Annotated in this window: 17 protein-coding genes; 4 read left to right on the plus strand and 13 right to left on the minus strand. The window is 55.9% G+C overall.

All coding sequences use genetic code 11. The features are described 5' to 3' along the window. Nucleotides 1-151: 151 nt before the first annotated feature. Nucleotides 152-976, plus strand: coding sequence for a MurR/RpiR family transcriptional regulator (locus ACQG1Y_RS18535; RefSeq protein ID WP_015571725.1), 825 nt, complete (start codon nt 152-154; stop codon nt 974-976). Nucleotides 977-1028: 52 nt separating this feature from the next. On the opposite strand, the gene eno is transcribed toward ACQG1Y_RS18535, so the two are convergent. The 5 genes from eno to rlmD form a co-directional block, all read right to left on the minus strand. Continuing rightward, on the minus strand, nt 1029-2327 hold the full coding sequence (eno, locus tag ACQG1Y_RS18540) for a phosphopyruvate hydratase (protein ID WP_006811784.1): 1299 nt from the start codon (nt 2325-2327) through the stop codon (nt 1029-1031). 82 nt (nt 2328-2409) lie between these two features. Continuing rightward, on the minus strand, nt 2410-4047 hold the full coding sequence (pyrG, locus tag ACQG1Y_RS18545) for a glutamine hydrolyzing CTP synthase (protein ID WP_003862718.1): 1638 nt from the start codon (nt 4045-4047) through the stop codon (nt 2410-2412). 223 nt (nt 4048-4270) lie between these two features. Then, complete coding sequence (mazG, locus tag ACQG1Y_RS18550; protein WP_017382826.1) at nt 4271-5062, minus strand: nucleoside triphosphate pyrophosphohydrolase; 792 nt, start codon at nt 5060-5062, stop codon at nt 4271-4273. 67 nt (nt 5063-5129) lie between these two features. Then, the gene (relA, locus tag ACQG1Y_RS18555; RefSeq protein WP_003862722.1) at nt 5130-7361 is read right to left on the minus strand and encodes a GTP diphosphokinase; all 2232 of its coding nucleotides are present in this window, start codon (nt 7359-7361) and stop codon (nt 5130-5132) included. Nucleotides 7362-7412: 51 nt separating this feature from the next. After that, nucleotides 7413-8711: a 23S rRNA (uracil(1939)-C(5))-methyltransferase RlmD gene (rlmD, locus tag ACQG1Y_RS18560; RefSeq protein WP_023295343.1), complete on the minus strand. Its 1299-nt coding sequence runs from the start codon at nt 8709-8711 to the stop codon at nt 7413-7415. 57 nt (nt 8712-8768) lie between these two features. Between rlmD and barA the strand changes: the two genes are divergently transcribed. Then, nucleotides 8769-11528, plus strand: a complete 2760-nt coding sequence (barA, locus tag ACQG1Y_RS18565) for a two-component sensor histidine kinase BarA (protein ID WP_133983167.1) — start codon at nt 8769-8771, stop codon at nt 11526-11528. A gap of 50 nt (nt 11529-11578) precedes the next feature. Here the strand turns inward: barA and ACQG1Y_RS18570 are convergent, their stop codons facing one another. From ACQG1Y_RS18570 to syd, 8 genes are all read right to left on the minus strand, one after another. Next, a complete protein-coding gene (locus ACQG1Y_RS18570; RefSeq protein WP_032102905.1) occupies nt 11579-12724 on the minus strand; it encodes a glycerate kinase in 1146 nt (381 codons plus the stop codon). A gap of 77 nt (nt 12725-12801) precedes the next feature. Then, nucleotides 12802-14139 (minus strand): glucarate dehydratase, encoded by a 1338-nt coding sequence (gene gudD / locus ACQG1Y_RS18575; protein ID WP_032619132.1) that lies wholly within the window; start codon nt 14137-14139, stop codon nt 12802-12804. Nucleotides 14140-14154: 15 nt separating this feature from the next. Then, nucleotides 14155-15495 (minus strand): enolase C-terminal domain-like protein, encoded by a 1341-nt coding sequence (locus tag ACQG1Y_RS18580; RefSeq protein ID WP_026080574.1) that lies wholly within the window; start codon nt 15493-15495, stop codon nt 14155-14157. Continuing rightward, nucleotides 15495-16850 (minus strand): galactarate/glucarate/glycerate transporter GudP, encoded by a 1356-nt coding sequence (gene gudP / locus ACQG1Y_RS18585; RefSeq protein WP_003862734.1) that lies wholly within the window; start codon nt 16848-16850, stop codon nt 15495-15497. The genes ACQG1Y_RS18580 and gudP overlap by 1 nt, the downstream gene beginning before the upstream one ends. 308 nt (nt 16851-17158) lie before the next feature. Next, entirely contained in the window at nt 17159-17608 is a 450-nt protein-coding gene (locus ACQG1Y_RS18590; protein ID WP_023295346.1) for a flavodoxin, read from the minus strand. Nucleotides 17609-17623: 15 nt separating this feature from the next. Further along, nucleotides 17624-18409: a tRNA pseudouridine(65) synthase TruC gene (gene truC / locus ACQG1Y_RS18595; protein ID WP_015571733.1), complete on the minus strand. Its 786-nt coding sequence runs from the start codon at nt 18407-18409 to the stop codon at nt 17624-17626. Continuing rightward, nucleotides 18406-18735: a YqcC family protein gene (locus ACQG1Y_RS18600; RefSeq protein ID WP_017382834.1), complete on the minus strand. Its 330-nt coding sequence runs from the start codon at nt 18733-18735 to the stop codon at nt 18406-18408. Before ACQG1Y_RS18600 ends, truC begins: the two co-directional genes overlap by 4 nt. 632 nt (nt 18736-19367) lie before the next feature. Next, complete coding sequence (syd, locus tag ACQG1Y_RS18605; RefSeq protein WP_254309361.1) at nt 19368-19913, minus strand: SecY-interacting protein; 546 nt, start codon at nt 19911-19913, stop codon at nt 19368-19370. Nucleotides 19914-19982: 69 nt separating this feature from the next. On the opposite strand from syd, the gene queF reads away from it, so the two are divergent. Both queF and ppnN read left to right on the plus strand, forming a co-directional pair. Next, nucleotides 19983-20825 carry an NADPH-dependent 7-cyano-7-deazaguanine reductase QueF gene (queF, locus tag ACQG1Y_RS18610; protein ID WP_045347789.1) on the plus strand — a complete coding sequence of 281 codons (843 nt, stop codon included), beginning with the start codon at nt 19983-19985 and terminating at the stop codon, nt 20823-20825. 116 nt (nt 20826-20941) lie between these two features. Then, nucleotides 20942-22306, plus strand: a complete 1365-nt coding sequence (ppnN, locus tag ACQG1Y_RS18615; protein ID WP_003862748.1) for a nucleotide 5'-monophosphate nucleosidase PpnN — start codon at nt 20942-20944, stop codon at nt 22304-22306. The last annotated feature ends 350 nt before the right edge of the window (nt 22307-22656 follow it).

Below are 22656 nucleotides of genomic sequence, written 5' to 3' on the forward strand. Positions count from 1 at the left end.
GTTATTGATGAAAATTTTTACCATATATATTTTTAATTGTGAAAATTACCACCAAAAACCAGGACACCGATCATACTTTTTCGAAATGACTGGCATCTCTCCCCCGCTTTCCGCCACACTAGTTGGCAGAGAAACGCATTAAGGATCTAGCATGTCGGACCATGAAAACCTGCTGCTGAAGCTACGCCAGGAGGCTTCCGGGTACAGCCCAACGCAACAAAAACTGGGGGAGTTTGTCCTCAACGATCCTGCCAGGGTGCTCTACCTGACGATCACCGAGCTGGCGCGTGAAAGCGGCACCAGCGAGGCCAGCGTCACACGCCTTTGCCGCACGCTGGGCTGTAAGGGATATAACGAATTTAAAATGGCGCTTGCGCTGGATATTCAGCAGGGTTTGCCGGAGCGTCAGGCAGGAGATGCAATAGATAACGTGGTGGATGAGTCTGTCCAGGCGCTGCAAGATACCGCAAAACTCCTCGACCGGGCCCAGCTTGAACAGGCGACACTGGCCCTGCATCAGGCGCAGTCAGTGCAAATTTACGGGGTGGCGGCCAGCGCAATTCTGGGGGAGTATTTGCATTACAAGCTGCTGCGACTCGGCAAACCTGCACAGCTGTTTAGCGATATGCATCGCGCCGCCATGAATGCGACGACGCTCTCGAAAGAGACGCTGGTGGTGGCCATCTCAAGTTCCGGCTCTACACGGGATCTGCTTCACGTGGTGAAACTCGCCCGCAAGCGCGGCGTTAAGGTACTGGCGCTCAGCAATACGCCCCGCAGCCCGCTGGCCTCCCTGAGCGATTTACAGCTGGTTGCAGCCAAGCCAGAGGGACCGCTGAGCGCGGGTGCGCTCAATGCCAAGGTTGGCGTGATGCTGCTGGTTGAACTGCTAACCACTTCCCTTATTGCAGTAGACAGCCATTACGGTGACGTTAGCCAGCAAACGGCAAGCGCCACGTTGCCGCTTCTGCTATAGAAAACAAAAAACCCGCCGAAGCGGGTTTTTTCATAAGAACGAAGGTTCAGGCTTATGCCTGGCCTTTGATCTCTTTACGACCGTTGTAAGGTGCTTTTTCGCCCAGCGCTTCTTCGATACGAATCAGCTGGTTGTATTTAGCAACACGGTCAGAACGGCTCATAGAACCGGTTTTGATCTGGCCAGCAGCGGTACCAACAGCCAGGTCAGCGATGGTAGCATCTTCAGTTTCGCCAGAACGGTGAGAGATAACCGCGGTGTAGCCAGCGTCTTTCGCCATTTTGATCGCAGCCAGCGTTTCGGTCAGAGAACCGATCTGGTTGAATTTGATCAGGATGGAGTTAACGATGCCTTTCTCGATGCCTTCTTTCAGGATCTTGGTGTTGGTTACGAACAGATCGTCACCAACCAGCTGGATTTTGTCGCCCAGTACTTTGGTCTGGTATGCGAAACCATCCCAGTCAGACTCGTCCAGACCGTCTTCGATAGAAACGATTGGGTACTGTTTGGTCAGGTCTTCCAGGAAGTGGGTGAACTCTTCAGAGGTGAACGCTTTGTTGCCTTCGCCAGCCAGAACGTATTTACCGTCTTTGTAGAATTCAGATGCTGCGCAGTCCATCGCCAGGGTGATGTCTTTGCCCAGCTCGTAGCCTGCTGCTTTAACCGCTTCAGCGATAACAGCCAGAGCTTCTGCGTTAGAACCCAGGTTTGGCGCGTAGCCGCCTTCATCACCAACAGCCGTGTTCATGCCTTTAGCTTTCAGAACTTTAGCCAGGTTGTGGAACACTTCAGAACCCATACGTACCGCTTCTTTCAGGGTTTTCGCGCCAACTGGCTGAATCATGAATTCCTGAATATCAACGTTGTTGTCTGCGTGCTCACCACCGTTGATGATGTTCATCATTGGTACAGGCATGGAGTATTTGCCTGGGGTGCCGTTCAGTTCAGCGATGTGCTCGAACAGTGGCATGCCTTTAGCTGCCGCTGCCGCTTTGGCGTTCGCCAGGGAAACGGCCAGGATTGCGTTCGCACCGAAGTTAGATTTGTTTTCAGTACCGTCCAGATCGATCATGATCTTGTCGATGCCAGCCTGATCTTTAGCATCTTTGCCAACGATAGCCTGAGCAATAGGACCGTTAACAGCGCCAACCGCTTTCAGTACGCCTTTGCCCATGAAACGGGATTTGTCGCCATCACGCAGTTCCAGCGCTTCGCGGGAACCTGTAGAAGCACCTGATGGAGCCGCTGCCATACCGACGAAACCACCTTCCAGATGAACTTCAGCTTCAACGGTCGGGTTACCACGGGAGTCGATGATTTCACGACCGATGACTTTAACGATTTTGGACATTAGATTTTCCTCAGTACAAGTTAAACTAAAACTCCAGACAAACAACGCGTACCAAAGGTACGCGTTGCCGTTCTAACTTTTTTTACTTCGCCTGACGCTTCTGGTACTCGCTGGCGGCTTTCACGAAGCCTGCAAACAGCGGATGCCCGTCACGCGGCGTTGAAGTAAATTCCGGGTGGAATTGGCAGGCCACGAACCACGGATGGTTAGGCACTTCGATGATCTCGACTAACTGATCATCCCCGGAACGGCCCGCAACACGCAGACCCGCAGCTTCAATTTGTTTCAACAACATGTTGTTGACTTCATAGCGGTGACGATGGCGCTCGGTGATGACCGGCTCGCCGTACAGCTTGCGTACCACGCTATCGTCGGACAGCTGGCAGGCCTGTGCGCCAAGACGCATGGTGCCACCCAGATCGCTCTTCTCGGTACGGACTTCGACGTTACCGTCTTCGTCGCGCCATTCCGTAATCAGCGCCACAACAGGGTACTTACAGTCTGGCACAAATTCCGTAGAGTTCGCGTTTTCCATTCCCGCTACGTTGCGCGCAAATTCAATCAGCGCAACCTGCATACCCAGGCAGATACCGAGGTATGGAATATTGTTTTCACGCGCATAGCGTGCAGTGGCGATCTTGCCTTCAACACCACGGTAGCCGAAGCCGCCAGGGATGAGGATAGCATCCAGATCTTTAAGAATTTCAACGCCGCGCGTCTCCACATCCTGTGAATCAATCAGCTTGATGTTCACAGAGACGCGGTTCTTCAGACCACCGTGTTTCAGCGCTTCGATAACTGACTTGTAGGCATCCGGCAGTTCGATGTACTTGCCGACCATACCGATAGTCACTTCGCCGCCCGGATTGGCTTCTTCGTAAATCACCTGCTCCCATTCAGACAGGTTAGCTTCCGGACAGTTCAAGCTGAATCGTTTACAAATATAATCGTCCAGACCCTGTGATTTCAACAGGCCCGGGATTTTATAAATGGAATCGACATCTTTCATTGAAATAACGGCTTTTTCAGGCACGTTACAGAACAATGCAATTTTCGCGCGTTCGTTCGCCGGAATCGCGCGATCGGAACGGCAAACCAGGATGTCAGGCTGAATACCGATGGAGAGCAGCTCTTTAACAGAGTGCTGAGTCGGTTTGGTTTTCACTTCACCTGCTGCTGCCATGTAAGGCACCAGCGTCAGGTGCATGAACAGCGCGTGCTCACGACCAATATCTACCGCCAGCTGACGAATCGCTTCGAGGAACGGCAGGGATTCGATATCCCCTACGGTACCGCCGATTTCAACCAGCACAACGTCATGCCCTTCGCCACCGGCAAGGACACGTTCTTTGATGGCGTTAGTGATGTGTGGGATGACCTGCACGGTCGCGCCCAGGTAGTCACCACGGCGCTCTTTACGCAGAACGTCAGAGTAGATACGGCCAGTCGTAAAGTTGTTACGACGGGTCATTTTGGTACGGATGAAACGCTCGTAGTGGCCAAGATCCAGATCGGTTTCAGCGCCGTCTTCAGTAACGAACACTTCCCCGTGTTGGGTTGGGCTCATGGTGCCAGGATCGACGTTGATGTACGGATCCAGTTTCATCATGGTCACATTGAGGCCACGGGCTTCAAGAATGGCTGCGAGGGAGGCTGCGGCAATGCCTTTACCCAGAGAGGATACGACCCCGCCGGTCACAAAAATATAGTTCGTTGTCATGCTGAACCTGAGAAGTTAGGGTGAAACGATGGAATAACCAGGACGGGAAAGTAGTATACCCGAACACGACGAGCGCCACAAACTTTCATTCTCCGTCTCCACTCCAGGCCATGACAAACATAAGGAGTGAGAAAATAGCCCCTTTTGGGTAAATGTTTTTGACGCAAATCAAGCGCTTGTCATTTAAAAAATCACACAAATTGCGCTTGATCGCAAAATCTCGTTAGAGATCATGTTCCTGGCGTTTTACTTCCTGCCAGACTTCTTCCATCGCGTCGAGGTCAATCCCGCTCATTTCCAGGCCGCGCGAGGCCACAATCCGCTCAACTTCGCGAAAGCGTCGCTCGAATTTAATGTTCGCTTTTTGCAGGGCGGTTTCCGCTTTTACACCGAGGTGGCGCGAAAGGTTGACGGTCGCAAACAGCAGATCGCCCATCTCCTCTTCCAGCTTTGCTTCATCCACAACGGCCTGCTGCGCTTCATGCATCACTTCGTCGATCTCTTCGTGCACTTTTTCCAGCACCGGGCCGAGAGAGTTCCAGTCAAACCCTACCGCCGAGCAGCGCTTTTGAATTTTGTGCGCGCGCATCAGCGCGGGAAGGTTCAGGGGAATGTCGTCCAGCGCCGAGTGCTGGGATTTTTCAGCGCGTTCGGCGCTTTTTATCTGCTCCCAGCGCGCCAGCACTTCCGCACTGTTGCCTGCGGAGGCATCGCCAAAAATATGCGGATGACGACGCTCCAGCTTGTCGCTGATAGCGGCGCAGATATCGTCAAAGTTAAAGCGCCCCTCTTCCTGCGCCATCTGCGCGTAGAACACAACCTGGAACAGCAGGTCGCCCAGCTCACCGCGCAGGTCGTCGAAATCTTCGCGCGAAATCGCGTCCAGCACTTCGTAGGTCTCTTCCAGCGTGTAAGGCGCAATGGTGGCGAAAGTCTGCTCTTTATCCCACGGGCAGCCGTTTTCCGGGTCGCGCAGGCGTTTCATGATGCCAAGCAGGCGGTCGATTTGAGTCATAACAGATTCCATTAAATGCCTGAGCCGGGTGGCGGCGTTGCCTTACCCGGCCTACAGAAGAGGATGTTTAGCCGCCGTGCAGACGACGCGCGTCAATCACATCCGGCACCTGATTCAGTTTGCCGAGTACGCGGCCCAGCACCTGAAGGTTATAGATTTCGATAGTCATATCGATGGTGGCAAGCTGCTCGCGGGTATCGCTGCGGCTGGCAACGCCCAGCACGTTGACCTTCTCGTTGGCGAGAATGGTGGTGATGTCGCGCAGCAGGCCGCTGCGGTCGTTGGCAGTGACGCGCACCACCAGCGAGTAACCCGCCGAGTAGCTCTCCCCCCAGACGGCTTCCACGATACGTTCCGGCGCATGCGATTGCAGCTCTGCAAGCTGATCGCAGTCGGAGCGGTGAATCGAGATCCCACGCCCCTGGGTGATAAAGCCGACAATATCGTCTCCCGGGATCGGCTGGCAGCAGCGGGCAATATGGTGCATGAGGTTACCCACCCCTTCAACCACCACGCGGCCATTGTCCTTGCTGCGCTGCTGCGGAGCGTAGGTTTTCTGCTGGAGCTGTTTCAGCGCCGCCGCATCCTGCTCCGCTGCGCTTGGCTTGTTGAACTGCGCTTGCAGGAAGTTCACCATCTGGTTCAGGCGGATATCGCCGCCACCAATCGCCGCTAACAGTTCGTCGAGCTCGTTGAAGTTGTAGCGCGGCAGCAGGAACTTCTCCGCCTCTTTCAGGCTTATCCCGATATGTTCCAGCTCGTCGTCCAGGATCTGACGACCGGCAAGGATGTTCTTGTCACGATCCTGCTTGCGGAACCAGGCGTGGATTTTAGAGCGCCCACGGCTGGTGGTAACGTAACCGAGGTTCGGATTCAGCCAGTCGCGGCTTGGGTTTGGCTGCTTCTGGGTGATGATTTCAATCTGATCGCCCATCTGGAGCTGGTAGGTAAACGGTACGATACGTCCGCCGATCTTCGCCCCGATGCAACGGTGCCCCACATCGCTGTGGATGTGGTAGGCGAAATCGAGCGGCGTGGAGCCTGCCGGCAAATCAACAACATCCCCTTTCGGGGTAAAGACGTAGACGCGATCGTCGAAGACCTGACTGCGCACTTCGTCGAGCATTTCGCCGGAGTCGGCCATCTCTTCCTGCCACGCAATCAGCTTACGCAGCCAGGCGATACGGTCCTCGTGACCGGAGCGACCGCCGCCGGAGGTACCCTCTTTGTATTTCCAGTGCGCCGCCACGCCCAGCTCGGCGTCTTCGTGCATCTGTTTGGTACGGATCTGAATTTCCACCGTTTTGCCGCCAGGGCCGAGCACCACGGTATGAATAGACTGATAGCCGTTTGGTTTGGGGTTGGCGACGTAGTCATCAAACTCATCCGGCAGATGGCGGAAGTGAGTATGCACTATCCCCAGCGCGGCATAGCAGTCCTGGAGACGCTCCGCCACGATACGTACGGCGCGCACGTCAAACAGCTCGTCAAAGGCGAGATGTTTCTTCTGCATTTTGCGCCAGATGCTGTAGATGTGCTTCGGACGCCCGTAGACCTCGGCGCGCACATTCTCCTCTTTCATCGACTGGCGCAGCCCGCTGACAAATTCCTCGATATAGTGCTCGCGGTCAATGCGGCGTTCGTGCAGCAATTTAGCAATGCGTTTGTATTCCGCCGGATGCAGATAGCGGAAGCAGTAATCTTCCAGCTCCCACTTCAGTTGCCCGATACCGAGACGGTTCGCCAGCGGCGCATAGATATTCGTACACTCTTTAGCGGCCAGGACGCGCTCGTCTTCCGGCGCATCCTTCACTTCACGCAGATGGGCAACCCGTTCGGCCAGCTTGATCACCACGCAGCGGAAATCATCTACCATCGCCAGCAGCATGCGGCGGACGTTATCCACCTGCTCGGAAGAGACAGAGTCCGTTTGCGCGGCTTTAAGCTGACGAATGGCTGCCATGTCACGCACGCCGTGGATAAGCGCCACGACGGACTGGCCGACGCTTTCACGCAGGACGTCTTCCGTCACCACGTCGGCGTCCGCCAGGGGGAACAGCAGTGCGGCCTGTAGCGTTTCGATATCCATGTTCAGCATGGAGAGAATTTCAACCATCTCCACGCCGCGCCACAACAGCAGTTCAGCGTCCGGATGCCCCTGCGTTGTGCGTAAACAATAGGCCCAGGTTTCGGTTAAGCGTTCACACGACTGCTGGCTGGAAATCCCCAGACTTGCGATCCATTTTTGAGGGTCAAACTCACCAGCTTTATTTAAATGTGCACTTCTTACCGCAACCATCGTCCTCTCCTTTAGGGACAAGGGCCTGTCGAAGTCGACAAGCCAAACTCATTAGATGTGCTCGAACAACACCATCGATTCCAGATGACCAGTGTGCGGGAACATGTCCAGCATTGCCAGACGTCGAATCTGGTAACCCCCGCTCAATAATGCTTCGCTGTCACGGGCAAGCGTCGCCGGGTTACAGGAAACATAGACCACGCGTTCAGGCGCGAGTTTAATTATATGCTGCATCACGCCCGGCGCACCTGCGCGCGCCGGGTCGAGCAGGATCTTATCAAAGCCCTGCTTAGCCCACGGTTGCTGAGTAACATCATCCTCAAGATTTTGATGAAAGAATGTCACATTTTGCAAGCCGTTCTGTTGGGCGTTTTCCTGGCCTTTCACCACCAGCGCCTCAACGCCTTCCACCCCGACCACGCTTGCTGCTTTGCGGGCCAGCGGCAGGGTAAAGTTCCCCATACCGCAGAACAGATCGAGCACCCGATCGGTGGGTTGTACGTCCAGCCACGCCAGCGCGTTCGCCACCATCTGCTGGTTCACGCCGTCGTTGACCTGGATAAAATCCCGCGGGCTGAACGTTAAGCGTAGCCCGTCTGACGCATACCAGGGCGCTTCTCCGCTGACCTGCTCAAGTATCTCGCTTTGCGGCGCGAGGAAAAGCGCAAGCTCATGAGAATGCGAAAAGCGTTCCAGTTTTTCGCGATCCGCCTTTGACAGCGGCGCGGTGTGGCGCAGTACCATCAGCGGGCCACTGTTGGCCAGCACCAGTTCGACATGGCCCAGCGAACGCACGCCATCCAGCGATGCAAGACAGTGGTGCACGTCCGGGAGCAACGCCTCAAGATGGGGCACCAAAACAGGGCACTGCGTGACAGAGACGATATCGCTGGAGCCGGCTTTGCGAAAACCCATCTCCAGCCGCTCGGTTTTGGACTGGTAGCTGAGGCTCAGGCGAGCGCGGCGACGGTAGCCCCAGGGCCGATCGGCAATGATGTCATTCACGTCGTGTCCGACCAGGCGGGCCAGCGCGCTGCTTTTACTTTTTTGCTGTAATTCTGTGCTGGCATGCTGTTGCTGGCAGCCACCGCAGACGCCAAAATGGGGGCAGCGAGGCATCACGCGCTCCGGGCTATCATTAAGACGGCGCTTGACCTGACCGCGCGCATACTGACGTTTTTCTTCCGTCAGCGTAATATCTGCGCGTTCTCCTGGCAGCAAACCTGTGATAAACAGTGTCTTACCCTTGTGACGCGCCACCCCCTGTCCAAAAGGATCGAGGTCCGTGGCTTCAACAGTTATGATCTGACGCGTCGTCACGCGTCGTTTTGCAGAGTAGAATTGCGCCATCGCCGAGATTGTTCTCAAATAAACATAATTAGCCTGATTGTCCCATAACGGAACTCCATGACCAACTACAGCCTGCGCGCGCGCATGATGATTTTGATCCTCGCTCCTACCGTTCTCATCGGTTTGCTGCTGAGCATTTTCTTTGTGGTGCATCGCTATAACGATTTGCAGAGACAGCTTGAAGATGCCGGGGCCAGCATTATCGAACCGCTGGCCGTCTCCAGCGAGTACGGTATGAACCTGCAAAACCGTGAATCCATTGGTCAGTTAATCAGCGTGCTGCACCGCCGTCATTCAGAGATTGTGCGCGCCATTTCCGTTTACGATGAGCATAACCGTCTGTTCGTCACCTCGAATTTCCATCTGGATCCCACGTCGCTGAAAATCCCGGATGGTACCCCCTTCCCGCGTCACCTTACGGTGTTGCGGCGCGGCGATATCATGATCCTGCGCACGCCGATTATCTCCGAAAGCTATTCACCCGATGAATCCGCCCAGTCCGATGCGAAGTCCAGCAATAATATGCTGGGATATGTGGCGCTGGAGCTGGATCTTAAGTCGGTACGGCTCCAGCAGTACAAAGAAATATTCATCTCCGGCGTGATGATGCTGTTCTGCATCGGCATCGCGCTGATCTTCGGCTGGCGACTGATGCGCGACGTCACGGGGCCTATCCGCAACATGGTGAATACCGTTGACCGGATCCGCCGGGGTCAGCTCGACAGCCGCGTGGAAGGCTTTATGCTCGGCGAGCTGGATATGCTGAAAAATGGCATCAACTCAATGGCGATGTCGCTGGCGGCTTATCACGAAGAGATGCAGCACAACGTTGACCAGGCCACCTCTGACCTGCGCGAAACGCTGGAGCAGATGGAGATCCAGAACGTGGAGCTGGATCTGGCGAAAAAACGTGCGCAGGAGGCGGCACGAATTAAGTCTGAGTTCCTGGCGAACATGTCGCACGAGCTGCGCACGCCGCTGAACGGGGTGATTGGCTTCACCCGTCTGACGCTCAAAAGCGAGTTGAACCCGACCCAGCGTGACCATCTGCATACCATTGAACGCTCAGCCAACAACCTGCTGACCATTATTAACGACGTACTGGACTTCTCGAAGCTGGAAGCGGGCAAGCTGATTCTGGAGAGTATTCCCTTCCCGCTGCGCAGCACGCTGGATGACGTGGTCACGCTTCTTGCCCACTCATCGCATGATAAGGGTCTGGAACTGACGCTCAATATTAAAAATGATGTGCCGGATAACGTCATTGGCGACCCGCTGCGCCTGCAACAGGTCATTACCAATCTGGTGGGCAACGCGATTAAGTTCACCGAGAGCGGCAACATCGATATTCTGGTCGAAAAAAGGGCGCTCAGTAATAACAAAGTCCAGATTGAAGTGCAGATCCGGGATACCGGCATTGGTATTCCGGAGCGCGATCAGACGCGTCTGTTCCAGGCTTTCCGCCAGGCCGATGCGAGCATTTCCCGTCGTCACGGCGGAACGGGCCTGGGGCTGGTGATCACCCAAAAGCTGGTGAAAGAGATGGGAGGCGATATCTCCTTCCACAGCCAGCCTAACCGGGGCTCAACCTTCTGGTTCCATATCAACCTTGATCTTAACCCGAACGTGCAGACCGACGGCCCGGTCACCGGGTGCCTGAAGGGGATGCGTCTGGCCTATGTGGAACCGAACGCCGCGGCGGCGCAGTGTACGCTGGATGTATTAAGCAGCACGCCGCTGGAGGTCATCTACAGCCCGACCTTCTCCGCGCTGGCGAACGATCATTACGATATCCTGTTGTTGGGGATTCCGGTGACGTTTACCGGAGAACTGACCATGCAGCAGGAACGCCTGGCGAAGGCGGCCTCAATGACGGACTACCTGCTGCTGGCGCTGCCGTGCCACGCCCAAATCAACGCCGAAGAGCTGAAAAACGACGGAGCGGCGGCGTGTCTGCTGAAACCCCTCACCGCCACACGGCTGTTACCTGCGTTGACCGAATATTGCCGTCTGACGCATCAGTCCCTGCCGCTGGAAAACGACGAACATAAGCTGCCGATGACGGTGATGGCCGTGGACGACAACCCGGCGAACCTGAAGCTGATTGGCGTGCTGCTTGAGGATCAGGTTCAGCATGTTGAGCTGTGTACCAGCGGCGCCGAAGCCGTGGAACAAGCCAAACAGATGCAGTTCGACCTGATCCTGATGGATATTCAGATGCCGGGCATGGATGGCATCCGCGCCTGCGAGTTGATTCGCCAGCTTCCGCACCAGCAGCAGACGCCGGTGATTGCCGTGACGGCGCACGCGATGGCGGGGCAAAAGGAGAAACTGCTGGGTGCGGGCATGAACGATTATCTGGCGAAACCGATCGACGAAGAGAAGCTGCACAGCCTGCTGCTGCGCTACAAGCCGGGGCACATTGGCGGGACATACACCATTACAGCTGAATCGCCGGAGATCAGCATTAACCAGAATGCCACGTTTGACTGGCAACTGGCGCTGCGCCAGGCGGCGGGTAAACCGGATCTGGCCCGCGATATGCTGCAAATGCTGGTGGACTTCCTGCCTGAGATCCGTAACAAGGTTGAAGAACAGCTGGTGGGTGAAAACCCCGAAGGACTGCTGGAAGCCATTCATAAACTGCATGGCAGCTGCGGCTACAGCGGCGTACCGCGGTTGAAAAATCTCTGCCAGTTGCTTGAACAGCAGCTCCGCGCGGGTACGCCAGAATCCGATCTCGAACCGGAGTTCCTGGAGCTGCTGGACGAGATGGACAACGTGACGCGGGAAGCAATGAAGGTGTTGGGGAGCTAAGACCAAAGCCCGGTGGCGCTTCGCTTACCGGGCCTACAGGAGCACGAACGTTAACGCGACATCCCCCGCCCCATCTTTATCACCGCTGCAATATTCCTTGCGGCCATCTGTACATTCTGTTGCGCATTTTCCAGCGCATCCTCCAGCGAGCAGATGGTGTAGATCACGCTGAATACGGCATCCAGTCCATGCTCATGCACCACGCCAACATCCGCCGTCAGGCTGCCGGCAATGCCGATAACCGGCTTGTTATAGCGTTTCGCGACTCTCGCCACGCCAACGGGCACTTTGCCGTGGATCGTCTGGCTGTCGATACGCCCTTCGCCCGTGATCACCAGATCGGCGTCCGCGACCTGTTCATCAAGATGCAGGGCATCGGTGACAATCTCAATCCCCTGACGGAGCTGTGCGCCGCAAAATGCATACAGCGCCGCCCCCATTCCGCCAGCCGCACCGCCGCCCGCCAGGTTTAAGACGTCAATATCCAGATCCCGGGCGATAATTTTTGCGTAATGCGCCAGCGCGTTGTCCAGCGTCCTGATCATCTCCGGCGTCGCCCCTTTCTGCGGACCAAATACCGCAGAAGCGCCTGTCTCGCCGATCAGAGGGTTGGTTACATCGCAGGCCACTTCAATTCGACAGTCTGCCAGCCGCTTATCCAGCCCGCTAAGATCGATATGTGCAAGGCTTGCCAGTTCGCCGCCGCCCGGCCCTACGGGCTGCGCTTTCGCATCCAGCAGTTTTACGCCCAGCGCCTGCACCATGCCTGCGCCACCGTCATTGGTCGCGCTGCCTCCAATGCCAATAATGATATGCTTTACGCCCGCATCCAGCGCATGACGGATCAGTTCCCCGGTTCCCCAGGAGGTGGTGATTAACGGGTTACGCTTTGCGGGAGCAACAAGCTCCAGACCGCTCGCTGCCGCCATCTCGATAAAGGCGCTTTTCCCGTCTCCGGATAACCCGAAAAACCCTTCCACGCGTTCACCCAAAGGCCCGGTAACGGGAACATGGACAAGACGCCCATGCGTGGCTGCCACCATCGCTTCCACCGTCCCTTCGCCACCATCGGCAACCGGTAATTTGACATAGTCCGCTGACGGGAAAATGTCGCGAAAACCGACCTCTATCGCTGTCGCCACCTCCAGCGCGCTCAAGCTTTCCTTATACGAGTCCGGAGCGATAACAATTTTCATAAGCCATCCTTACGCATGTTAGTTACGTTAAGCATACACCACGTAAGGGACCACTCATGGGAGCGGTCCCAATGCGCTTATCGTACCATGCACGGACGTTTATTGTCGAATGTCCACTCTGGGATCAGGTATTGCATCGCCAGCGCGTCATCACGCGCCCCCAGGCCGTGTTTCTGGTACAGCTCATGCGCTTTCATGACCTGGTCCATATCCAGTTCTACGCCCAGACCCGGCGTAGCAGGAACCTGTACCATACCGCCTTTGATTTCAAACGGCTGTTTGGTCAGGCGCTGGTTGCCCTCCTGCCAGATCCAGTGGGTGTCGATGGCGGTAATGTTGCCCGGCGCGGCAGCCGCCACGTGGGTGAACATCGCCAGCGAGATGTCGAAGTGGTTGTTGGAGTGCGAGCCCCAGGTCAGGCCGAACTCATGGCACATCTGCGCCACGCGAACCGAGCCCTGCATCGTCCAGAAGTGCGGGTCTGCCAGCGGAATGTCCACCGATTGCAGCGAGAGCGTGTGCCCCATCTGACGCCAGTCGGTCGCGATCATGTTGGTGGCGGTTGGCAGCCCGGTGGCGCGACGGAACTCCGCCATCACTTCACGTCCGGAGAACCCCTGCTCTGCACCGCACGGATCTTCCGCATAGGCCAGCACGCCTTTAAGCTGCTTACCGATTTTTATCGCCTCATCAAGCGACCAGGCACCGTTCGGATCCAGCGTGACGCGCGCCTGCGGGAAGCGCTTCGCCAGCGCGGCGATCGCCTCTGCTTCTTCTTCACCCGCCAGTACACCGCCTTTCAGCTTGAAGTCATTAAAGCCATATTTTTCATACGCGGCTTCCGCCAGGCGCACTACCGCATCCGGGGTCATCGCTTCATCGTGACGCACACGATACCAGTCGCATTTTTCGTCCGGCTGGCTCTGGTACGGCAGCGGGGTGAGTTTGCGGTTGCCGATAAAGAACAGGTAGCCGAGCATTTCCACTTCGCTGCGCTGTTGGCCGTCGCCCAGCAGGGAGGCGACATTGACGCCAAGATGCTGGCCCAGCAGATCCAGCATCGCGGCTTCAATGCCCGTGACCACATGGATAGTGGTGCGCAGATCAAACGTTTGCAGACCACGGCCACCCGCATCACGATCGGCAAAGGTCGTACGCACGCGAGTCAGCACATTTTTGTACTCGCCCAGCGTTTTACCCACCACCAGCGGAATGGCGTCCTCCAGCGTTTTACGGATCTTCTCCCCGCCCGGGATTTCACCGACACCGGTATGCCCTGAGTTGTCCTTGATCACCACAATATTACGGGTGAAGAACGGCGCATGGGCGCCGCTCAGGTTCATCAGCATGCTGTCATGTCCCGCGACAGGAATGATCTGCATGGAGGTGACTACAGGGGTAGAAAATGTGCTCATCGTTCGATCCTTTTATCAGTGACGTCCAAATACAGGGCGCTTACGGTCAAATGTCCAGCCGGGGATAAGGTACTGCATCGGGCCTGCGTCGTTGCGCGCGCCGCCCGGCAGTTTTTTATACGCTTCATGCGCCTTGTGGATCTGATCCCAGTCAAGCTCCACGCCCAGCCCCGGCGCATCCGGTACGGCAATTGTGCCGTTTTTGATTTCAAGTGGATTTTTGGTCAGGCGCGCTTCGCCTTCCTGCCAGATCCAGTGCGTATCGATGGCGGTCGGGTTGCCCGGCGCCGCCGCGCCAACGTGGGTAAACATCGCCAGCGAAATGTCGAAATGGTTATTGGAGTGGCAGCCCCAGGTGAGCCCCCAGTCATCGCACAGCTGCGCCACGCGCACCGCGCCGGAAAGGGTCCAGAAGTGCGGGTCCGCCAGCGGTATGTCCACCGCATTCAGCATCACCGCATGGCCCATTTCGCGCCAGTTGGTGGCGATCATGTTGGTCGCAACCGGCAGCCCGGTAGCGCGGCGGAATTCGGCCATCACCTCGCGGCCAGAAAATCCCTGCTCAGCGCCGCACGGATCTTCCGCGTAGGTCAGCACGTCGCCCAGCCCTTTGCACAGCGTGATAGCTTCATCCAGCAGCCAGGCGCCGTTCGGATCGACGGTGATGCGTGCCTCCGGGAAGCGTTTTTTCAACGCGCGCACGCTGTCAATCTCCTGCTCGCCGGGCAGAACGCCGCCTTTCAGCTTGAAGTCTTTGAAGCCGTAGCGATCCTGCGCCGCCTCTGCAAGGCGTACCACCGCCTCGCCAGAGAGCGCCTCCTGATGACGCAGGTGATACCACTCGTGGCTGCCCGGCGAGCGTTCCAGATACGGCAGATCGGTTTTCGTCCGGTCGCCAACGTAGAACAGATAGCCCAGCACCGTTACCGCATTACGCTGTTTGCCTGGCCCCAGCAGTTCGCAGACCGGCACGTTCAGCGCCTTGCCCAGTAAATCGAGGAGGGCCGCCTCCAGCGCCGCCACCGCGTTAACGCGCAGTTCAAACGTCCAGGCGCCTTTGCCGAAGGTATCAAAATCCGCCGACTGGTTACCCTTATGCACCCGCTGAACCACCTTGTTCAGGCGGGCGACCTCCTGCCCAACCACCTGCGGGATGGCGTCGACCAGCGTCTGGTAAATCACCTCTCCGCCAGGCGCTTCCCCGACGCCGGTATTCCCTGCGCTGTCGGTCAGCACCACAATGTTGCGGGTGAACCAGGCGTTATGCGCGCCACCAATGTTGAGCAGCATGCTGTCCTGCCCCGCCACCGGAATGACCTTCATCTCCGTCACGATCGGGCTTGATTGCGTTGTCATCATCCGCGCTCCCCAACAGGTTTCAGTTCGATTCGTTTGATGTCACCCACCAGCACCAGATAACTGAGTACCGCCACCAGCGCATGGACGCCTACATAAATCAGCGCGCCGTTGAAGGAGCCAGTGGTGCCGACGATGTAACCGATAGCGATTGGGGTGACAATGCCGGAAATGTTGCCAAACATGTTGAACAGACCGCCGCTCAGGCCGCTGATCTCTTTCGGCGCGGTATCTGCCATCACCGCCCAGCCCAGTGCGCCAATGCCTTTACCGAAGAAGGCCATCGCCATAAAGCCGATAATCATCCACTCCGCGCTGACGTAGTTACAGAACACCATGGTCATGGAGAGCAGCATGCCGAGTACGATTGGCGTTTTACGCGCAATATTCAGCGAACCGGTACGACGCATCAGCCAGTCGGAGATGACCCCGCCAAGCACCCCGCCCACGAAGCCACAGATGGCCGGCACGGAGGCGACAAACCCCGCCTTCAGAATCGACATCCCGCGCGCCTGCACCAGGTAAACCGGGAACCAGGTGATAAAGAAGTAGGTTAAGGCGTTAATGCAGTACTGGCCGAGATAGATACCGATCATCATTCGTGAGCCGACGAGCTGTTTGATCTGCCCCCATTTCTGGCTGAACGGAACTTTAGCTTTCTGGGTTTTCTGATCCATGTTGATCAGCGCCCCACCTTCAGCAATGTAGTCCAGCTCTTTCTTGTTCACGCCCGGATGCTGGTTTGGTTCGTGGATCACTTTCAGCCAGATGAAGCTGATGACGATCCCCAGCCCGCCCATGAAGAAGAAGACGTGCGACCAGCCCACTTCGTGCGTCAGCCAGCCCATGATTGGCGCGAAAATAACCGTCGCAAAGTATTGCGCCGAGTTAAAGATGGCTACCGCCGTTCCCCTCTCCTGCGCCGGGAACCAGGCGGCCACAATACGGCTGTTGCCAGGGAATGATGGCGCTTCCGCTAAGCCCACCAGGAAGCGGAGGGTAAAGAGCGCAATGATAATGCCGAAGCCGCTGAAGATATCCACGAAGCCCTGTAACAGGGTAAACATCGACCAGATGAAAATGGACCAGAAATAGACCCGTTTTGAACCAAAGCGGTCCAGCAGCCAGCCGCCAGGGATTTGGCCGATTACGTAGGCCCATGAAAATGCGGAGAAAACATAACCCATACCTACCGGATCAAGTCCGATGTCCTTTGCCATCTCAGAGCCGGCAATGGATAACGTGGCACGGTCGCCGTAGTTGAAAGAGGTGACGATAAACAGCATCACCACTATCCAGTAGCGGGCGTTGGTGCGCTTCTCAGCGCTGCTCGCCGCGTGGCTTAATGTACTCATTGTTGCACTCCTGAAACATAGCTTTCGCCTGGTTCATTCTGTACAGCACCTGTAGGGTAATCAGAATGAGAGATTTGTGTTTGGTTTTGGTACGGCCAGAAGCCGTTTTATAGTGACGGGAAAAGTATATGAAGGAGTGCCTCTTCACCTCACCGTGCAAAAACACAGTATTGAAGGGCGTGAGGGAGGTTGTTTAGGGCATAAGCCCAGAGGAGTGGAAGGTGGTTCACGGAAATGGCGTTTGGGGCGGGGTGTAATGCCGGGTGGCGGCTACGCCTGACCCGGCCTGGCGTTTGTATAGTACAGGGTTAGTTCAGGAGCGTTGCCCAGTGTTCAACCCAGGGATTTGACTCGCTTTCTGGCTCAGGGTGTTCACCCGCATCAATCAGCAACATCTCTCCGACGCGCTGAGCGCTCTGTTCCTGCAACAGCGCGTCGAACTGCTTACCGCCGCCGCAGAAATTAGCGTAAGAGCTATCGCCGAGGGCGATGATGCCATAGTGAACATCTGGCTGATAGCCAAGCTGGTCTTTAATGCCCTGGAAAAGCGGGACGATGCTGTCCGGCAGATCGCCCTGCCCGGTGGTGGAGGTCACCACCAGGATGTATTTATCTTTATACTTTTCCCAGTCCGCCAGCTCCGGATCTTCATAGACCGTTGCTTTATGGCCCTGGTTTACGAGGATTGCTTCCGCTTCCTCCGCCACCAGCAGCGAGTTGCCGTACATCGTGCCGACAAAAATGCCTACTTCAGCCATGCTTTGCTCCCGTAATTATTGCGCTTGCTGCTCATCCTGAACGTTGCCTGCGGCAAACTCAACCCTTTCATTTTCGGGGAGTTGTCCCAGCCAGCCAAACTGTGACAGCGCCTGCATCCAGACCTCGTCCAGCCCTGCGCGAATAGTCAGCGGTTCGCCGGTAAACGGGTGCGTCAGGCGTAGCTCGCTGGCGTGCAGCATCAGCCGGTTACAGCCAAAGTGCTCGGCCGCGCTGCGGTTCTGGCGCAGATCGCCGTGCTTGCTGTCGCCGATAATCGGGTGGCGCAGATGTGCAAGGTGGCGGCGAAGCTGGTGCTTGCGCCCGGTTTTGGGCAAAAGCTCAACCAGACTGTATCGCGTGGTCGGAAATTTGCTGGTCGCCACCGGCAGTTCTGTGGTCGCCATACCGCGATAGTCGGTCACCGCAGGCTGCGGGCCTTTATCTTCGCGGGCAAATTTATCGGCAATTTTATCCAGTTCCTCCACCAGCGGATAATCAAGCGTGGCGGAATCCGTCAGCCAGCCACGCACGATGGCGTGGTAGCGCTTTTGCATCTGGTGCTGCTCAAACTGCTGCGAAAGCAGTCGACCCGCCTCACTGGAAAGCCCCATCAGCAGAACGCCAGAGGTTGGCCGATCCAGACGATGAGCAGTAAAGACGTGCTGACCGATCTGATCGCGCACGGTTTGCATGACCACGACTTTCTCATCGCGATCGAGCCAGCTACGGTGCACCAGCCAGCCGGACGGTTTATTCACCGCCACTAACCACTCATCCTGATAAAGGATCTCAAGCGTCATGCATCGTCACCGGCGAAAAGCGCATCGAGCTTTTCCAGCTCCACCAGCATCATGGCACGCGCCGGGTGGGTCGCTTCCAGCGCCATTTCGTAATAGGGAGAGACGGCAAAAGACGCGGGCAACGCGTGACCACCTTCCAGCAGCGCGTGCATACGCGGAATTAAGACCCACTGGAGCCACTCGAACGGGGCCAGCGTATCCAGACAAAACGGTTGGGTGCTGGCGAACGCGTCTGGCTGCGGCGCGTTATCCTGCCACAGCTGATGCTGGCGCATAAGGGCTTCGATGGCGTGCAACTGCGCACGAACGTTGTCATGATGCGACATATATACCTCAACTGAAAAACGGAATGGCGCGAAGCATAGCATTGCGGAAGACAGAAATAAAAAAAGGGAGCACTGTAAAAACAGTGCTCCCGGTTCGTTTCGCAGCATTCCAGCTACAATACGTGCTCCCTGCTCATCCGTGACAACTTTTCCTGATGCCCGAAGGCCTGGTCATCCATTTACCTTTTGCTTCCTGCTCACATCGTCCTGATGTGTAGGTTTCATCCTGAAACGTCCTGGCCATCCTGACCCACCGACCATCCTGACCGGCTCTCGTTCTCCTTCCTGGAGGTGTCCCTTACGCATCCTGCGTGATCCACTTTGCTTCATCCTGAAGCCTTCCTGCGGCGTCATCCTGACGTGTCCCTGGTAAGAAACGCCATCATCCTGATGTTCGTTTCTCGTGTCGGCATCCTGTCGACACAGATAGAATCCGCTATTCTGCTTCGTCTTACAACCCACCTTGTAAGCAATGTAAGCCAGGCGAAACGGGGGATTTCCTTTCAGAAAAACACTAACCTGTTGAACGATAAGTTAATATTAATCTGAAATTCCTAAGGCAACGCTAACTGTTTCGGCGATGTCTCACAGAGCGTGTAAGAGATCTCTCACACGTCCAGTAGCATCATGGATTACAGAAGCGGCTCAATTTGGGTAAGAAAATCCGCAAGTGAAGGCGCGAGAACGTCGCGATTGCGGGTGCCGAGCGTCTCTTTGATGACCTCGCCAGACAGGTTGCAGACAGAAATGACGTCCATTTCACTGTCGAGCGTCGCAATAAAAAGAGTCGGAGAGAGCTTAAGGCGTTTTTGCGTGACCAGGTGACCAATGAGGTTTTCCTGAACGCGTTGCAGATCGTCTTCGCTCCAGGTTTGCAGCAGCGTCAACGGCTGTCCTGCAAAACATGCAGTCATATCCCCGGCAAACTGCGTGGTATAAAATGCATGAAGCGCAGGTTGTATCACAATGTCCATCGCGCGTTCAACCGCATTTACATTCTGCTCGCCCGTGAACGGTTTCGGTTGCCAGATAACGTAATCATCCTGCGAAGCGATAATGCACGGTGACGGCACGCCATATAAGTCAGTACTTTGCGGCCACGTCCCCCGCTTTTCATGCCAGGCATCGCAATAGCGGGTCGTGAAGGACGTCAGGGCATTTGCAGTTTCGATATCCACCGATTTCTCTCTTCTTGTAAGACAGGATAAACTCAGCCCATAAGTGTACCTGTAAAGTGGCTATGAAACATGTCTTACGAAAATCATCAGGCGTTAACGGGCTTAACGCTGGGTAAATCGACCGATTACCGCGACACCTACGATGCAAGCCTGTTGCAGGGCGTGCCGCGCAGTCTGAACCGCGATCCGCTCGGGCTGCACGCTGACGCGCTGCCGTTTGTCGGCGGCGACATCTGGACGCTGTACGAACTCTCCTGGCTGAATGCGCGCGGTCTGCCGCAGGTGGCCGTGGGCCACGTCGAGCTGGATTACGCCAGCGTAAACCTGGTCGAATCCAAGAGCTTTAAGCTCTATCTCAACAGCTTTAACCAGACCAAATTCAACAGCTGGGACGAGGTACAACAGACGCTTGAACGTGATTTAAGCGCGTGCGCGCAGGGCAACGTAACCGTCTCGTTATACCGTCTGCATGAGCTGGAAGGACAGCCCATTGCCCATTTCCACGGCACCTGCATCGACGATCAGGACATTGAGGTGGAAAGCTATGAATTTAGCACCGACTACCTGGAAAACGCGGCGGGCGGAAAAGTGGTCAACGAGACGCTGGTCAGCCATCTGCTGAAATCCAACTGCCTTATCACCCATCAGCCGGACTGGGGCTCGGTACAGATCCAGTACCGCGGCCCACAGATTGACCGTGAAAAGCTGTTGCGTTACCTGGTATCATTCCGTCATCACAACGAATTCCACGAGCAGTGCGTGGAGCGCATCTTCAACGACATCCAGCGTTTCTGCCAGCCCGAAAAGCTGAGCGTTTACGCCCGCTACACCCGTCGCGGCGGTCTGGATATCAATCCGTGGCGCACCAATACCGATTTTGTGCCTGCCACCGGACGGCTGGTGCGCCAGTAAGATAAATATTTTCACAATATGCGGGCGGTATTCCGCCCGAAGTGTTGTGAAACGTCATAAGCCAGGGCTATTGTAATCAACAGGGAAAGACGATAATCGTCCCATAAGGAGCTCACTTGATTACACATATTAGCCCGCTTGGCTCTATGGATATGTTGTCGCAGCTGGAAGTGGACATGCTTAAACGCACCGCCAGTAGCGACCTTTATCAACTGTTTCGTAACTGTTCACTTGCCGTACTGAACTCCGGAAGCCTGACCGACAACAGTAAAGAGCTGCTGTCCCGCTTCGAAAGTTTTGATATCAACGTGCTGCGCCGCGAGCGCGGGGTGAAGCTGGAAGTGATCAACCCGCCGGAAGACGCTTTTGTCGACGGGCGTATTATTCGCTCACTTCAGGCCAACCTGTTTGCCGTGCTGCGCGACATTCTGTTTGTTAACGGACAGATCAGCAACGCCGGACGTTTCCAGCATCTTGACCTGGAAAGTTCCGTTCATATCACCAACCTGGTCTTCTCCATTCTGCGTAACGCCCGCGCCCTGCACGTGGGCGAAGCGCCGAACATGGTCGTCTGCTGGGGTGGTCACTCTATTAACGAAACCGAATACCTGTATGCCCGCCGCGTGGGGACGCAGCTCGGCCTGCGCGAACTGAATATCTGTACCGGTTGCGGTCCTGGCGCGATGGAAGCACCAATGAAAGGCGCGGCAGTAGGTCACGCGCAGCAACGCTATAAAGAAGGCCGTTTTATCGGCATGACCGAGCCGTCGATCATCGCCGCTGAGCCGCCTAACCCGCTGGTTAACGAACTGATTATTATGCCGGATATCGAAAAACGTCTTGAGGCGTTTGTCCGTATCGCGCACGGCATTATTATCTTCCCGGGCGGCGTAGGTACGGCGGAAGAGCTGCTTTATCTGCTCGGGATCTTGATGAACCCGGCCAACAAAGATCAGGTTCTGCCGCTGATCCTGACCGGCCCGAAAGAGAGCGCCGACTACTTCCGCGTGCTGGACGAGTTTATCGTGCATACGCTGGGCGAAGACGCGCGCCGTCACTACCGCATTATTATTGACGATGCCGCAGAAGTGGCCCGTCAGATGAAAAAAGCAATGCCGCTGGTGAAAGAGAATCGTCGTGATACCGGTGATGCCTACAGCTTTAACTGGTCCATCCGTATCGCACCGGATCTTCAGATCCCCTTCGAGCCGTCGCATGAGAACATGGCGAACCTCAAACTCTATCCGGATCAGCCGGTGGAAGTGCTGGCTGCCGACCTGCGTCGCGCCTTCTCTGGCATCGTGGCGGGGAACGTGAAAGAGGTGGGGATACGCGCAATTGAAGAGTTTGGCCCGTATAAGATCCACGGTGATCCGGAGATGATGCGCCGCATGGATGATATGTTGCAGGGCTTTGTCGCTCAGCACCGCATGAAGCTTCCAGGCTCTGCCTATATTCCGTGTTACGAAATCATCAAGTAAAGCGACATTCCTCTCCTCTCAAGCCGGATCGTCATCCGGCTTTTTTATTCGTGTTGCAATTCATAGCGATCTTCAATGTTATTAACAAATCTGACGCCTGCGCAAACGATTACCTCGTTTTTGAAACCGTAAATAATCAGTCTTAATCGAAATTACCCGCCAGAAAATCCTAAAATCCCATTTCTTTACAGCGAAAGACACCTATCTCGCGGGTCGACCTTTTCGAAAACATGTCGTTAATGGTAGCCTTCGCGCCCGTAAATTCTCTTTGATGTTTTTTTAACAGATAAATGGTCTAAAGATACCCACATCACAAGTGGATTATTGCATTTGGGATCGCGATCACTGAT

This window comes from Enterobacter cloacae complex sp. 397G4 (assembly GCF_050031515.1).
Lineage (GTDB): Bacteria > Pseudomonadota > Gammaproteobacteria > Enterobacterales > Enterobacteriaceae > Enterobacter > Enterobacter hormaechei_C.